The 14868-nt window shown below is 62.6% G+C and carries 13 protein-coding genes; 9 read left to right on the forward strand and 4 right to left on the reverse strand.

Features of this window, described 5'->3' with window-relative positions; all coding sequences use genetic code 11:
* Nucleotides 1-3: 3 nt before the first annotated feature.
* A complete protein-coding gene (locus tag AC1DZU_RS16495; RefSeq protein ID WP_477286350.1) occupies nt 4-1248 on the reverse strand; it encodes an OpgC family protein in 1245 nt (414 codons plus the stop codon).
* Between the two features lie 202 nt (nt 1249-1450).
* On the opposite strand from AC1DZU_RS16495, the gene AC1DZU_RS16500 reads away from it, so the two are divergent.
* From AC1DZU_RS16500 to AC1DZU_RS16520, 5 genes are all read left to right on the forward strand, one after another.
* Complete coding sequence (locus tag AC1DZU_RS16500; protein WP_477286352.1) at nt 1451-2116, forward strand: alpha/beta hydrolase; 666 nt, start codon at nt 1451-1453, stop codon at nt 2114-2116.
* Between the two features lie 163 nt (nt 2117-2279).
* Entirely contained in the window at nt 2280-3359 is a 1080-nt protein-coding gene (locus tag AC1DZU_RS16505; RefSeq protein ID WP_477286354.1) for a toxic anion resistance protein, read from the forward strand.
* Nucleotides 3360-3370: 11 nt separating this feature from the next.
* Nucleotides 3371-4942: a substrate-binding domain-containing protein gene (locus AC1DZU_RS16510; RefSeq protein ID WP_477286356.1), complete on the forward strand. Its 1572-nt coding sequence runs from the start codon at nt 3371-3373 to the stop codon at nt 4940-4942.
* A gap of 14 nt (nt 4943-4956) precedes the next feature.
* Nucleotides 4957-5571: a 5-bromo-4-chloroindolyl phosphate hydrolysis family protein gene (locus AC1DZU_RS16515; protein WP_477286492.1), complete on the forward strand. Its 615-nt coding sequence runs from the start codon at nt 4957-4959 to the stop codon at nt 5569-5571.
* Nucleotides 5571-6680: a type 2 periplasmic-binding domain-containing protein gene (locus tag AC1DZU_RS16520; protein WP_477286358.1), complete on the forward strand. Its 1110-nt coding sequence runs from the start codon at nt 5571-5573 to the stop codon at nt 6678-6680. Before AC1DZU_RS16515 ends, AC1DZU_RS16520 begins: the two co-directional genes overlap by 1 nt.
* 3 nt (nt 6681-6683) lie before the next feature.
* Here the strand turns inward: AC1DZU_RS16520 and sthA are convergent, their stop codons facing one another.
* Nucleotides 6684-8072 (reverse strand): Si-specific NAD(P)(+) transhydrogenase, encoded by a 1389-nt coding sequence (gene sthA, locus AC1DZU_RS16525; protein ID WP_477286360.1) that lies wholly within the window; start codon nt 8070-8072, stop codon nt 6684-6686.
* A gap of 210 nt (nt 8073-8282) precedes the next feature.
* On the opposite strand from sthA, the gene AC1DZU_RS16530 reads away from it, so the two are divergent.
* The 3 genes from AC1DZU_RS16530 (at nt 8283) to AC1DZU_RS16540 (ending at nt 10673) form a co-directional block, all read left to right on the forward strand.
* Nucleotides 8283-8753, forward strand: coding sequence for an RDD family protein (locus AC1DZU_RS16530; RefSeq protein WP_477286362.1), 471 nt, complete (start codon nt 8283-8285; stop codon nt 8751-8753).
* Between the two features lie 140 nt (nt 8754-8893).
* On the forward strand, nt 8894-9658 hold the full coding sequence (locus AC1DZU_RS16535) for an arginyltransferase (protein ID WP_477286364.1): 765 nt from the start codon (nt 8894-8896) through the stop codon (nt 9656-9658).
* Nucleotides 9659-9776: 118 nt separating this feature from the next.
* Entirely contained in the window at nt 9777-10673 is an 897-nt protein-coding gene (locus AC1DZU_RS16540; protein ID WP_477286366.1) for a DMT family transporter, read from the forward strand.
* 163 nt (nt 10674-10836) lie between these two features.
* On the opposite strand, the gene AC1DZU_RS16545 is transcribed toward AC1DZU_RS16540, so the two are convergent.
* Nucleotides 10837-12051 carry an AI-2E family transporter gene (locus AC1DZU_RS16545; protein ID WP_477286368.1) on the reverse strand — a complete coding sequence of 405 codons (1215 nt, stop codon included), beginning with the start codon at nt 12049-12051 and terminating at the stop codon, nt 10837-10839.
* A 258-nt stretch (nt 12052-12309) separates the two neighbouring features.
* Nucleotides 12310-14562, reverse strand: a complete 2253-nt coding sequence (parC, locus tag AC1DZU_RS16550; RefSeq protein ID WP_477286370.1) for a DNA topoisomerase IV subunit A — start codon at nt 14560-14562, stop codon at nt 12310-12312.
* Between parC and AC1DZU_RS16555 the strand changes: the two genes are divergently transcribed.
* Nucleotides 14518-14862, forward strand: coding sequence for a hypothetical protein (locus AC1DZU_RS16555; RefSeq protein WP_477286372.1), 345 nt, complete (start codon nt 14518-14520; stop codon nt 14860-14862). The two genes, parC and AC1DZU_RS16555, sit on opposite strands and share 45 nt — an antisense overlap.
* The last annotated feature ends 6 nt before the right edge of the window (nt 14863-14868 follow it).

The raw sequence follows: 14868 nt of genomic DNA on the forward strand, positions 1-14868 counted from the left end.
GCCTCAACGCCCCATTCTTGTTGCCATCGACGACATGACGAAGGACGCCTGGACCGGCAGTGCGGCGTTTTGCGCCGGTCTGCTTTTCCCGGACTTGTCAAGGCTCGAAAGCCATTCGAGATAGTAGGCAAGCGCAAACTGCATGGCGATGCCGGCTGATATCAACAGGCTGTCATAGGCCAGCCCGCCCGGGTTGATCAGCTTCAGCACCTGCGCCGTCAGGGCGAGCACCGTGCCGGCAATGAAAACCGGCAACGATCGTTTGCCCAATATGGCAAGCGGATGATCGCGCCCGGTGCGGAACAGGTTGGAGACGGCCGGGAATGCCACGATCAGGTAGCTCACCGCCAGGATATGCAGCAGCCTCGGCAGCGCCAGAAACGTCTTGTCGAAGCCGGTCAGCACCGGAGGCAGGCCCAACCAGGAGATCTGCCCCCATAGCGGACTGTGCACCCAGACCAGCGCCGTGGCGATGTAGGCCAAAGCCGCGCCAACCAGCCAGCGATTGACCGGGATGGTGCCACCGCGACGCACATGCAGCGTGCCCGCCAGGCCGATGTTGAACAGGAACTGCCACGACAGCGGGTTGAGAAACCAGAAGCCGGGCTCGGGATAGTTCGGCGGTGCGATCTGGTAGATACCGGCGACCAGCCACAGCGCGCCGGATGCGACCAGCGCCGGCAATGGCCGGTAGCTGACGAAGAGCAGGAAGACCGGCGCCAGCAGGAGCAGCACTGCATAGACCGGCAGGATGTTGTTGTAGCCGAGCTGGTGGCCGAGCGTCACGATGCCGACCAGCACTTGCGGCGTATTCTTGATCAACGGCTCGATGTTGATCATCGTCAGCAGCTCCGGGCGCCGGGCGAACACCGCCGCCGCGCAAAAGATCGCCATCACCACCATGGTGGTGACGATGTGGGCGGCATAGAGCACGCCAGCTCGGCGCCACATCTTCAACGTTACCAGCAGCCGGTTTCCAGGCTGGAATTTCTTGCCATAGGCAAGCGCGACCGAGATTCCAGAGATCAGCACGAAGACCTCTGCCGCGTCTGAAAAGCCGAAATTCTTGTAGGTCAGATACTCGAAGGCGGTACCCGGCACGTGGTCGACAAAGATGGTCAGCAACGCGAGAGCACGCAGCACATCGATGCGCGTGTCACGCTCCGAGACGCGCGTATCGCGGTCCGCGATACGCGTGCCGCGATCGGGGACACGCGTGCCGCGGTCCGGGGAAAGTTGGGTGGTCATCGACAAAAGGCCTCAAAGCTGGTTGTTCATGCCGGCAATGCGACCCCCGGCGCACCGCTTCGATTCCTCCCATAGGAATGATATCGGCGAAGAAACGGACAGTAATGCGCCCGGTTCAATCAACTTTCGCGGAGCTTGAAAATATTGCGTTTTGAAGCCGGCAAACTGACCGGAACTGTCATGAAATCAAAAGGATGAGGCCATGACCGAAGAGACCTCACAAGATGGTGCGTTACGGCGTGATCTCGCCTTCTGCTACCGCATTTACAGGCCTGCGGATTCAACTGGTCAATGCTTCTTCCTGCTGCATGGGTCGGGTGTCGATGAGACGACATTGGTGCCGCTGGCACGAGAGATCGCGCCCCACGCCACGCTGGTCGCCGTGCGCGGCCGCATCGTCCAGGAGGATGGTTTCCGCTGGTTCGCGCGCATCACGCCGACGCGTTTCGAACAGCAGAGCATCTGCACCGAAACCAACGCTTTTGCGGGCTTCGTCACCGATGCGGCCAGACGCCACAATATCGACCTCTCCCGCACGATTTTTCTCGGCTATTCAAACGGCGCCAATCTGGTTTCGAGCCTGATGCTGCTGCATCCGGGCCTCGTCGAACGCGCCGCGCTGCTGCGGCCGATGCCGGTGCTCGACGACGTGCCGGCGACGGATCTGTTCGGCGTGCGGGTGCTGATCGTTGCCGGCGCTGCCGACCTTACCTATGCGCCCTTCGCGCCGGCTCTGGTGACTTTGCTCAGCCAACATGGCGCCGACCTCGACGCGAGGATTGTTCCATCGGGTCATGAAATCGGCAGCGCCGACGCGGCAATCGCAAGGCAATGGATGAAGGCGGTGACGGCGACTGCCGCCGAATAAACTTGTCCACCGCGTCGATTGCCAACCAATCGTGCTGGTTTCCAGCCCGAAACCAGCGGGTTTCGTGCCCAGAGTCTGACAGGCCTCTTCCTTTATGCACAACACCGACATATCCCTGTCACATACAGACTATGGAGATACTGTTCACTGAGGGGAGGTCTGCATGGCCGACAAGAACAGCATCACTCTGCTCGACGACACATCGACATTGCCGGCAATCGTTGCCAGCCCGTCCGACATCGCCAGGATCGAAAGCACGATCGACGTCCGGGATCGCGCCGGCATTTCGGTCTATGGCGACCGCGCCCAGCAGGCCGTTAGCGACTATGCCGACAAGATCCTGGGCCAGCTGCGCAATCGCGATCTTGGCGATACAGGCAACCTCCTGACCGACATCATCATGAAGGCCAAGAACCTCGATCCGGCTTCGCTGAAGGACGAAGGATTTCTCGGCAATCTGTTCTCCTCGTTCAAGGCGCGGCTCGAGCGCTTCAAGGAAAAGTATGAGGACGTCGCCGGCCAGATCGACCGCATCGGCCTCGAACTCGACCGCCACAAGGACACGCTGCGGCGCGACATCGCCGTGCTCGACGACCTGCACGAGCAGACCAAGGATTCCATCCTCAAGCTCGACGCCTATGTGCAGGCGGGCAAGAAATTCGTCGAGGATTATCGCATCAACGAGTTGCCCAAGCTGAAGGCTGCGGCGGATTCGGCCAGCGGCGATGTTGGCGGCACGCTGGAGGCGCAGACCTACCAGGATGCGGTGCAGGCGCTGGATCGCCTGGAAAAGCGCGTCTTCTACCTGGTGCAGGCGCGCCAGCTCGGCATCCAGCAATTGCCGCAGATCCGCATCGTCCAGTCCGGCGACGAGACGCTGATCGAGAACCTGCAGGCAACCTCGGCGCTGACCGTGCCGGCCTGGAAGCAGAAAATGGTCATCCTGCTTGGGCTGACCAATCAGAAGTCGGCGCTGGAACTGCAAAAGACTGTGACCGACGCCACCAACGAGATGATCCGCCAGACCTCCAAGATGATGAAGGAGCAGGCTATCTCGATCGAGGAGCAGGCGCAGCGCGGCATCGTCGACGTCGAAACGCTGGCGCAGGCCAACCGCAACCTCATCGACACGGTGCAAGGCGTGCTGAAGGTCCAGCAGGAGGGCCGCCAGAAGCGGGCCGACGCCGAAAAGCAGATGGACCAGATGACGATCGATCTTAAGAAAGCGCTGACCCAGGCCTGATCGGAACCGCCATGCCGAAGACGCTGACGTCCGTTCTGCTGCTGGCCTTGGCGGTGCTGCTGGCGGCCTGCAATTCGAGCAGCGTCAAATTCTCGATCGTGTCGGGTTCGGAAAACACGGTGCTGCAGCCGATCGTCCAGGAGTTCTGCGACAAACAGGGCGCCGCATGCACCTTCGCCTATGAGGGCTCGCTCGACATCGGCCTTGGCCTGCAACGGCCTGGCGGGCTCGACCAGGACGCGGTCTGGCCGGCCTCGAGTGTGTGGGTCGACCTGTTCGATTCCGGCCGCAAGGTGCGCAACCTGACCTCGATCGCGCAGATGCCGGTCATTCTGGGGGTGCGCAAATCCAAGGCCGCCGAACTCGGTTGGGTCGGCAAGGATGTCTTCATGAAGGACATCCTGGCCGCGGTTAAGGACGGCAAGCTCAAATTCCTGATGACCTCGGCAACGCAGTCCAATTCGGGCGCCAGCGCCTATCTGGCGATGCTGTCCAGCGCGCTCGGCGGCAAGGAAGTCATCGAGCCCGGCGATCTCGACAATCCGAACGTGCGCGAAACGGTGAGCGCGCTGCTGCAGGGGGTCGAGCGTTCGTCCGGCTCGTCGGGCTGGCTCGCCGATCTCTATGTCGACAGCGCCGGCAAGGGCACCGTCTACGACGCGATGTGGAACTATGAGGCGACGCTGAAGGAGACCAACGACAAACTTAAGCAGATGGGCAAGGAGCCGCTCTATGCCGTCTATCCGGCCGACGGCGTCGCGGTCGGCGATTCGCCGCTCGGCTTCATCGACCACGGGCGCGGCCCGGAGGTCGAAAAATTCTTCACCGACCTGCTCGCCTATCTGCAGTCCGACGCGGTGCGCAAGCGCATCGCCGACACCGGTCGGCGGCTACCGCTGGGCGGCTCGGCGATCCAGGCCGCCGCCGAACCCGACTGGAATTTTGATCCGGGCAAACTGGTGACCTCGATCCGCATGCCCGAGCCGGCGGTGATCCGCAAGGCGCTCGACCTCTATCAGGAAGCCCTGCGCAAGCCGTCGCTGACGGCATTGTGCTTCGACTTCTCCGGCTCGATGGAAGACCAGGGCGAAAAACAATTGCAGGCCGCGGCGCAGTTCCTGTTCACGCCGGAAAAGGCCAGTGAGGTGCTGGTGCAATGGACGCCGTCCGATCACATCTTCGTGCTGCCGTTCGACAGTGTCGTGCGCGCCAATTTCGAAGCGACCGGCGATGCGGCCGGGCAGGCCCAGCTGCTGGCTGCCGTTGCTGACCAGCATGCCGGTGGCGGCACCGACATGTACGCCTGTGCCCAACAGGCGCTGCAGCAGATTACGGCGACGGTGGATCTGTCGAAATATCTGCCTGCGATCGTCATCATGACCGATGGCCGTACCGACGGCAGCCCCGACCTGTTTCTCAGCCAATGGCGCAACGCGCCGGTGCGCGTGCCGGTGTTCGGCATCACCTTCGGCGACGCCGACAAGAGCCAGCTCGACAGCCTTGCCAAGGCGACTTCGGCGCGGGTATTCGATGGCAGCGGCGATCTGGCCGGCGCCTTCCGTGCCGCCCGCGGCTACAACTGAGATGCGTGACTAGGATGCGCGGCTTCGGCAACGACTGGAACTGGATCGTGGCAGGCCTCGTCTCGGCAGCGCTGCTGGTCGGCTTGAGTTTCCTGACGCATTTTCCGTTCCTGGTGTCGGCGGTCATCGCCGCGCTGGTCTTTGCAGGGCTTGTGTTCGTGCTGGCGCCGCGCCAGCTGTTCGAAGGCCTCGACCTCAGCTCGATCGGCGGCAGCCGGGTCGCGTTTGCGCGTGAGTTGCTGGCGCAAGCCCAGCCGGCGGCGGACCGGCTTGCCGCAACCGCCCGTACCATTTCCGACAAGGACATGGCGGCCAAGGTGAAGAACCTGTCGGACATCGCCGCCGATGTGATTACCAGGGTCGAAACCAAGCCCGAAAGCGCGCCCGCCGTGCGGCGGTTCCTCACCTACTATGTGCCGCAGGCGGCCGAAGTGTCGGAGGGTTACGCGGCATTGGCCAACCGGCGCGCGCCAAGCCAGGCGCGGCTGGCCAATGTCGGGGCGGTGATCACCAAGCTTCAGGACGCCTTCGTGCACTATGCCGATAGCCTGGCCGACAGTGAACTCGGCACGCTCGACGTTGACCTGCGACTCATTCAGGAGTCGCTGAAAGAGGATATCGGTCACTGATGGCCATTTCGCGCCGCGCTTTCGGACTGGGTCTGCTGGGTGCCGCCGCCGCCGGCACTGGCGGCTACCTGACGCTCAAGGATCGCCCGGAGTTCCGCGGCTATCTCGGCAACAAGGCGCATCTGTTCGGCTTCATCGGCGGCGAGAAACAGGCGTTCCTGGCCGACCCGGATGTCGTTCACGCGCTGGGTGGCTATGGGCTGGAGCTCGACGCACGTGTCGCGGGTTCGGTCGAGATGGTACGCGAATCCGCGCTGTTGTCGCAGAAGCCGCAGTTCCTGTGGCCGTCGTCGTCGATCATGGTCGATCTGGCGCGTAAAAGCGGCGTGGCAATCCGCAACGACCAGGTGGTTCTCAACTCGCCGATGGTCGTCTACACTTGGGGGCCGGTGGTCGAGGGGCTGAAGAAGAGCGGACTGGTCACTGTCGCCGCCAAGGGTGGCTACAACCAACTCGACCTCAAGGCATTGCTCGATGCCATACTGGCCGGCAAGAACTGGTCGGACCTCGGCATCGACGAGCTCTACGGCCGGTCGCGCATCGTCTCGACCGACCCCAACCGCTCAAACTCCGGCTTCATGTTCGCCGGGCTGGTGCTCAGCCTGATGAGCGGCGACGTAGCGACGCAGGAACTGCTGGCGCAGCATGGCGACGAGGCCAAGGCGATCTTCCGCAGCATGGGGCTGAAGTCGTCGTCGTCGGGAAAGCTGTTCGACCAATACATCGCCGGTGGCCTCGGCGCCGAGCCGATGGTGATTGGTTATGAAAACCAGCTGGTCGAATGGGCGCTCGCCGATCCGGCGCGCTGGCAAAGGGTACAGGCCGGCACGGGCGCCAAGCCCGAAATCCTCTACCCCAGACCGACCGTCTACTCGGCGCATCCGCTGATTGTCATCGATCCGTCGGTTGACAGGCTGCTGGAGGCCCTGACCAGCCCGAAGCTCCAGGAGCTGGCCTGGTCAAAGCACGGTTTTCGCGGGCCGCTCGGCACCGTTACCGGCGGCGCCGATGCCGCGATCGCCGGCGTTCGCCCAGCCGAAATCGAGGCCGTGCTGCCGATGCCTTCCGCCGATGTGATGCTGGCGCTGCTCGCCCAGATGGAAGGGTAAAGCCTACCCTCGCCCCATGCGGTTCCAGGCATCCAGCCCGGCGATCTTGTAAGCTTCGGCGAGCGTCGGATAGTTGAAGGTATTGTTGACGAAGAAGTCGACGGTGCCGCCGAGATTGATCACCGCCTGGCCAATGTGGATAAGCTCGGTGGCGCCCTCGCCGATGATATGCGCGCCGAGCAGCCGGCGCGTCTCGATCGAGAACAGCAGCTTCAGGAAGCCGGTGTTGACGCCCATGATGTGGCCGCGCGAGGTCTCGCGGAAACGCGCCACGCCGACCTCATAGGCAGCGCCACTTTCACGCACCTGTTCCTCGGACTGGCCGACCGTCGAGATTTCCGGCACCGCGTAGATGCCGTAGGGAAAGGTTTCGGGTGGCGGCGGCAAGGGCACGCCGAAAGCATGACAGGCCGCCACCCTGCCCTGCTCCATCGAGGTCGAGGCCAGGCTCGGAAAGCCGATGACGTCGCCAGCGGCGTAGATGTTGGGCACGCTGGTCTGGAACGACTGGGGATCGACCTTGATTCGCCCCCTGGAGTCGGCGTCGATGCCGACGACATCCAACCCCAGGCTGCCGACATTGCCGGTGCGGCCGGCGGCGTAGAGCACCACCTCGGAGCGAATGGTGCGGCCATCGGTCAGTTCGACCTCGGCGGCGTCCGGCTTGGACCGGATCTCCTTCACGGCACTGCCGAGTCGGATCGTCATGCCACGATCGCGCATCTGATGGATGAAATCGTCAACGATCTCGCGGTCGACGAAATCGAGGATGGAGTTGCGCGGCTCGACCAGCGTCACCGGCACGTCGAGCGCGGAAAAGATCGTCGCATATTCGACCCCGATGACGCCGGCGCCGATCACGGTCAACGTGCGCGGCAAACGGTCGAGCTCCAGCATCTCGTCGCTGTCGAAGATTCGGGTCTTGTCGAAAGGCACGTCGCGCGGCCGGTGCGGCCTTGTGCCGACCGCGATCAGCGCTTTGGCAAATCCAACCTCGCTGTAGTCGCCGGTGTCGGTGGTCAGGCTGACCTTGTTGGGGCCAAGAAACTTCACGTCGGCGCGGGCGCTCTTGACTGTGTTGCGCATGAACTGGTGCTGCAGCACCTCGACCTCGTGGTCGAGCGTCTTGTGCAGGCGCTCGACAAGATCGCCGACCGAAATATCCTGCTTGACGCGGTAACCGCGCCCGTAGAAGCCGCGCTCGCGCCAGCCCGAGAGGTTGAGCACGGTTTCGCGCAGCGTTTTCGATGGAATGGTTCCGGTATGCACCGAGACGCCGCCGAGACGCCGGCCGCGGTCGACCACCAGCGCCGATTTGCCGAGCTTGGCCGACTGCACCGCAGCGCGCCGCCCCGAGGGCCCGCTGCCGATGACCAGCATGTCGTAGTCCATAGTGCCCCGTCCCTCTGCCCCTGAGCGCTTTGTTGCGCCGCAGCAAGCTAATGCCATCCGCGCCGCAAATTCAACCGATTCGGATTGCGTCTCGTGCCGCTCGCGCCTTGCGCGCCGCAAGAAGCTCGATCTTGATTCCGCTGCAGGCCTTCACCATTTCATTATCAAGCGGCCCGCACCCTATGTCGGGCCTTGTTACGAGGAAATGACATGAACGCGCGCGTTCTCGACGGCGAAATCATCCCGACCAGGCTCGACGATGTCAGGGCCTATGACGGCGTGCGCACGCGGCGCATCCTGGCCTTCGTGATCGACTATATCATCGTCGCGCTGCTCACCATTCCATTCGCCATCCTGGTGTTCTTCCTCGGCATCTTGACCCTCGGCCTTGGCTGGATCCTGTTTGGCGCCCTGGTGCCGGCCGTCGCCATCCTCTACATCTGGAACACGCTGGGCAGCGCCGACCAGGCCACCACGGGCATGAAGCTGATGGGCATCCGGCTCGACCGGCTCGACGGCAGGCCGATCGACGGTCTCACCGCCGTGGTCCATTCGGTGCTGTTCTGGGCCGGCAACGTCATCCTGTCGCCGCTGGTCCTACTGGTGACCTTGTTTGCCGATCGCAAGCGCACGCTGCACGACCTTTTGCTCGGCACCGTGGTCAGCCGTACCGACCGCTGAAACGGCCCCCTAGAGGGCAGTCACGGCCGATTGAGTGTAAATGTGAAGGCGTCTAGTCAACCACGCCCTCACAATCCTGTTGAATTTTTCGCCATCCGCGCCAAAGGTAGAGCGATTCGAAGGAGTGTTTCCAAGGCTCGATGACGCAGCATCCGACCCAGTCGCCGCAGTTCTTCCTGACCGCGCCGTCGCCGTGCCCGTATCTCGACGGCCAATTCGAGCGCAAGGTGTTCACGCATCTGGTCGGCGACAAGGCGGCGGAGATGAACGACCTGCTGACGCAAGGCGGCTTCCGGCGCTCGCAGAACATCGCCTACAGGCCGGCATGCGAGACCTGCCGTGCCTGTGTTTCGGTACGCATCCTCGCCCAGGAATTTGCCGCCAGCCGCAACATGAAGCGGGTGCTGCAGCACAATGCCGACCTCATCGGCCACATGCACAATGCCGAGCCCTCAACCGAACAATATTCTCTGTTTCGCAGCTACCTCGACGCCCGCCACCGGCGTGGCGGCATGTCCGACATGACGGTGCTCGACTATGCCATGATGGTCGAGGATACCCATGTCGACACCAAGGTGATCGAATACCGGCGGCGCGGGCCTGATACTTTCATCACCGGCAAGGGACAGGGCGAGCTGATCGCGGTGGCGCTCACCGACAAGATGGCCGACGGCCTGTCTATGGTCTATTCCTATTTCAATCCCGATTTCGAGGAGCGTTCGCTCGGCACGTTCATGATCCTCGATCACATCGCCCGCGCCCGGGCGATGGGCCTGCCCCATGTCTACCTCGGCTACTGGGTCAACGGCTCGCGCAAGATGAATTATAAGATGCGCTTCATGCCGCAGGAGCATCTCGGCCCGAAAGGCTGGGAGCGCTACACCAACGAAGCGGTTTCACGCTGAGTTTTCCCACGATCCACCCATAACTGTTTCAAGGCGGGGGATGCTGGTCTTTCAGCCGCTTGGCTGGAGAGTGCGCCATTGCGCCGGTCCACCTGCATTTCATTGCGAAAGTTGCTGCATGTCCTCCCACAATGACCACCAGAAGGGCCTTCTGATAACTGCCATCGGCGGCTTGACGCTGACCGTCGACATCCCGCTGATCCGGCTCGCCGACGGCGGCGCTTGGACGATCCTGTTGCTGCGCACCGGCACCACCTTCCTCGCGGCCATGATCATCTGGTCGATCTGGCGCGCGCTCAGCCGGAACGCCCCGCAACTCATCCCCGGCTGGTCCGGCCTTGCCGTGGCGATATGCTACGGGCTGACCTCGATCACCTTCATCACCGCCGTCTTCCACACCTCGACCGCCAACCTGGTGTTCATCCTGGCCTTCAACACCGTGTTCGCGGCGTTGCTGTCCTGGATATTCCTGAAAGAGAAGCCGCGGCTGGTGACGATCGTGGCGATGCTGGTCATGATCCTTGGCGTGCTGGTCATCGTCGGCGGCTCGGTCGGCACCGGGCACCTGTTCGGCGATTTCATGGCGCTGTGCTCAGCCTTCTTCATCGCGGTCGCCATCACCATCTCGCGCGCCAGCGGCAAGGATATGGGATTCACGGCTCTGGTCGGCGTCCTTCTGCCGCTGGCGCTGGCGGCTTTCATGGTCACTGGCGAAGGGTTTCAGGTGAACGCGCCATGGTGGATCATCTTCAACGGCGCGGTGATCATGCCGATCTCGTTCTTCTGCCTAGCCAACGGTCCGAAATACATTTCAGGTCCCGAAGTGGCGATGTTCTATCTGCTCGAAACCGTTCTGGCGCCGGTCTGGGTGTGGATGATCTTTGCCGAGACACCGACCCGCAACAGCCTGATCGGCGGCGTGATACTGATCGTCACCCTGATCGCGCATTCGCTCTGGCAGTTGCACGACGGACGCAAGCGCCGTGGCGACCTTGCGGTGCATCATCGGGCCTAAGGTATGTCGATATTTAGGTGATGCCGGCTTGCAAACGGCGGCTTCCTGCGCTTCCGGTGCTCGCGTGTGAAAAGTACGCTCCGCTCCGGTTCTCGAAAGCCGCCGTTTTCGGCTCGGCCTAACCTGAATCTCAACACACCTTAACGCGAACCGGATCGCAGAATCAGGCGCTGGCTTTCTTCGCCACGCTGGGTTCGGGCAGAACCTCGATCTGTGGGCCAGATTCGATTTCAGCCGGCGAACCCGGCAGGATTTCGTCGGTCAGTTCCACCTCGCGCAGCCACTCGCGCCAGATCGCGACCAGCAGGGCCATCAGCACCGGGCCGATGAACAGACCGAGAAATCCCATGGTCTTGACGCCGCCGATCAGGCCGAAAAAGGTCGGCAGAAAGGGTAGCTTTATCGGTCCACCGACGAGCTTAGGGCGCAGCGTCTTGTCGACGATGAACAGCTCGACCGCACCCCACAGGAACAGCGCCAATCCGGCCATCGGCGAACCGCTGGCGGCGAGATAGATCGAGACCAGCGTGAAGGACAGTGGTGCGCCGCCGGGGATGAGCGCCATCACACCGGTCAGAGCGCCGAGCGTTACCGGCGACGGCACGCCGGCCAGCCAGTAGGCAATGCCCAGCACCAGCCCCTCGCCGATAGCGATGACGGTCATGCCGGTCACGGTCGAAGAGATCGTCGCCGGCACGACACGCGAGATCCGTTCCCACCGAGCCGGCAAGATGCGCTCGCCGAGGCGGTCGATCTGGCCGGCGAAATGTTCGCCGTCGCGATAAGCGAAGAACAGCGCGATCATCATGAACAGCAGCGTCAGGAGCAGGCCGAAGGCACTGCCGCCGGCGGCAAGCACGCCGCGATAGATGCTGCCGATGTTGGCGCCGCTGACCAGCTGGATCAGTTCGCCAATGCCGCCGGGATGGCCAAAATTGGTCGTCCATTGCTCGTTCAGCCACTCGCCCACGACAGGCATGGTGGCGATCCAGTGCGGCGTCACGGCGCCGTGCCGATTGGTCTCGATCGCCCAGCCGACCCATTCGCGCACCTCGTTGATGGCGTAGGTGCCGGCAAGCGCGATCGGCACCACCAGGAAGGCGAGAATGAACAGGATGGCAAAGGTCGCGGCGATGGTGCGGTTGCCGCCAACCGCGACAAGCAGGCGCCGGTAGAGCGGCCAGCTGGCAAAGGCGATGACCAGCGCCGCCAGCACCGGAAACAGGAAGCCATGGAAGAAATAGACACCGGCGGCGACGATCAGCACCAGCAGCCAGCGCGCCGCCGACAGCGGCGGAATGACGGCCGACCGCAGCGGCGTCGACAGGCCGAACAGGCGCTGCTGCCGTTCCGGTTTCTGGATTTTTGCTTCCTTCAAACGCCCGCTTCTCCCGAACACCTTTCCTGCTTATGCACTGGTATAGTGCAGCAATCGTGACGATAGTCCAAATGATGAAGCTGCCGATCTTCGGGGAGGTGGCCGGCAGGCCAGAGGGGGCGCGAAGGAATGCCGTCCTTGGGCGTTGACTGTGACCAGCCGAGAACTGAGACGAATACTTAGTTGTGATTGATTGAGGGACAGCGCCCCCTTCTGCCCTGCCGGGCATCTCCCCCACAAGGGGGGAGATCGGCAGCTTTATCCAAACTTCCCCGTCCTCGGAAAGCCCTTCGGCACCATACGGCCGGCCGAGGCACGGGCGCCGATCCATTCGGCCAGCTCCTCACGCGACCGGATGAAGGTGCGGTCGGCCGAATCCTGCCAGGACAGGCCGCTCTCCAGCATGAACGGCTTGAGATCGAGAAGGCCGCCGTCCTTGTATTTCTGCAGGCGAACGCCCTTGCCGCGTCCCATCTCCGGGATGTCGGAGAGCGCGAACACAAGCATCTTGCGATTCTCGCCGACGATGGCGAGATGGTCGCCGGTGACCGGGATGCAGCGCTTGGCCTCGTCGGGCGCCTTGACGTTCATCACCTGCTTGCCCTTGCGGGTGTTGGCGACGACTTCCTCCTCCGGCACGATGAAGCCATTGGCGTCATACGAAGCCAGCAGAAGCTTGCGCTTCGGATCGTGGACGAAGGCGGTAACGATGTCCTGGTCGTTGTCCATATCGACGATGATGCGGATCGGCTCGCCATGGCCACGGCCACCGGGCAGTCGGTCGGCGCCGATGGTGTAGAACTTGCCGCCGGTGGTGAAGACCAGCACCTTGTCGGTGGTCTGGGCATGGAAGGCGAGCTTGAGGCTGTCACCCTCCTTGAAGGTCAGGGTCGAGAGATCGGCAAGATGCCCCTTCATCGCGCGCAGCCAACCCTTTTCCGAGACGACCACGGTGACCGGCTCGCGCTCGATCATGGCGTGCGCAATGTCGGTCAGGTCGTGCTCGGGCGCATCGGCGAACTGGGTGCGGCGCTTGCCGAGCTCGGTCTCCGGGCCGAACTTGTCGCGGATGTTGGTGACTTCCCACTTGATCGTCGCCCATTGCTTTTCGTTTGAAGCAAGCAACGCCTCGATCTGCTTCTTCTCGGCGCTCAGACCGTCGAATTCCTTGCGGATTTCGAATTCTTCCAGCTTGCGCAGAGCGCGCAGCCGCATGTTGAGGATGGCTTCGGCCTGGGTGTCGGTGAGCGACCAGCGGGCCATCATCACCTGCTTGGGCTCATCCTCCTCGCGAATGATCCTGATCACTTCGTCGATGTTGAGATAGGCGATCAGGTAGCCGGCAAGGATCTCCAGCCGTCTCTCGATCTCGCCGAGGCGATGTTTCGAGCGGCGGATTAACACATCGCGGCGATGCTCAAGCCATTCCTGCAGCACGCCTTTCAACGACAGGACGTTGGGCACCTTGCCGCGCGATAGGACGTTCATGTTGAGCGGGAAGCGGCTTTCGAGCTCGGTGAGCTTGAACAGCGATTCCATCAGGATGCCCGGGTCGACAGAGCGGCTCTTCGGCACCAGCACGACGCGGATGTCTTCCGCACTTTCGTCGCGGATGTCCTCGAGCAGCGGCAGCTTGCGCGCCATCAGCAGCTCGGCGATCTTCTCGATCAGCCGCGCCTTCTGCACACCGTAAGGGATTTCGGTGACGACGATGCTCCAGGTGCCCCTGCCCTGGTCCTCCTGGATCCACTTCGACCTGACGCGGAAGCCGCCGCGGCCGGTTTCATAGGCTTCGAGGATAGAGGCGCGGCTGTCGACAATGATGCCGCCGGTCGGAAAATCCGGGCCCTGGACAAAGTCCATCAGCTTCGCCACCGGCGCATCCCGATGCTCGATCAGGTGAAGTGCCGCATCGCAAAGCTCGGCCGCGTTGTGAGGCGGGATCGATGTCGCCATGCCCACGGCAATGCCGGACGAGCCGTTGGCCAGCAGGTTCGGAAAGGCGCCGGGCAAAACCACCGGCTCCTCGTCTTCTTCATTGTAGGTCGGCCGGTAGTCGACGGCATCCTCGGTGATGCCGGACAACAGCTCGGTCGCCACATCGGTCATGCGCGCTTCGGTGTAGCGCATGGCGGCGGCGTTATCGCCGTCGATGTTGCCGAAATTGCCCTGCCCGTCGACCAAGGGGTAGCGCATCGAAAAATCCTGCGCCAGCCGCACGAGCGCGTCATAGATCGACTGGTCGCCATGCGGGTGGAACTTGCCCATCACCTCGCCGACGATGCGGGCGCATTTGGCGAAGCCCTGGTCGGGGTTCAGCCGCAGCAGACGCATGGCGTGCATGATGCGGCGATGGACCGGTTTTAGGCCGTCGCGCACGTCCGGCAGCGCCCGGTGCATGATGGTCGACAGCGCATAGGCCAGATAGCGCTCTTCCAGCGCCTTCTTTAGATCGACCGGTTCGACATGATCGCCACCGCCATTTTCAGGCGGCAAAAGCCTTTTTCCCATGGGCTGGACCTAGCCCAGCGGGTGATTCGCGGCAAGGGGCCGGCAGCTGTACCAGCGCTTCTGCAACATGAAACCGCAGACCAACGGATGTCGACCAACATCAGCCTGTTACATCAGGCCTCTATGGCCAAGCGTGATGATATCAGGCAACCGGCTCTTCATTACAAATTCACCGGTTTGCGCAAAGACGGTGGGATCGAGTTTGCCTTTCACCGTGATTTTCGACCATTGTGCCGGGACACGCCTTTTTCCCGTCCAGTTCGTCACGGAATGGTGATGGCGCAAAGAATTGAAAAATAATTTCAG

Source organism: Mesorhizobium sp. P2_A12, assembly GCF_056405075.1.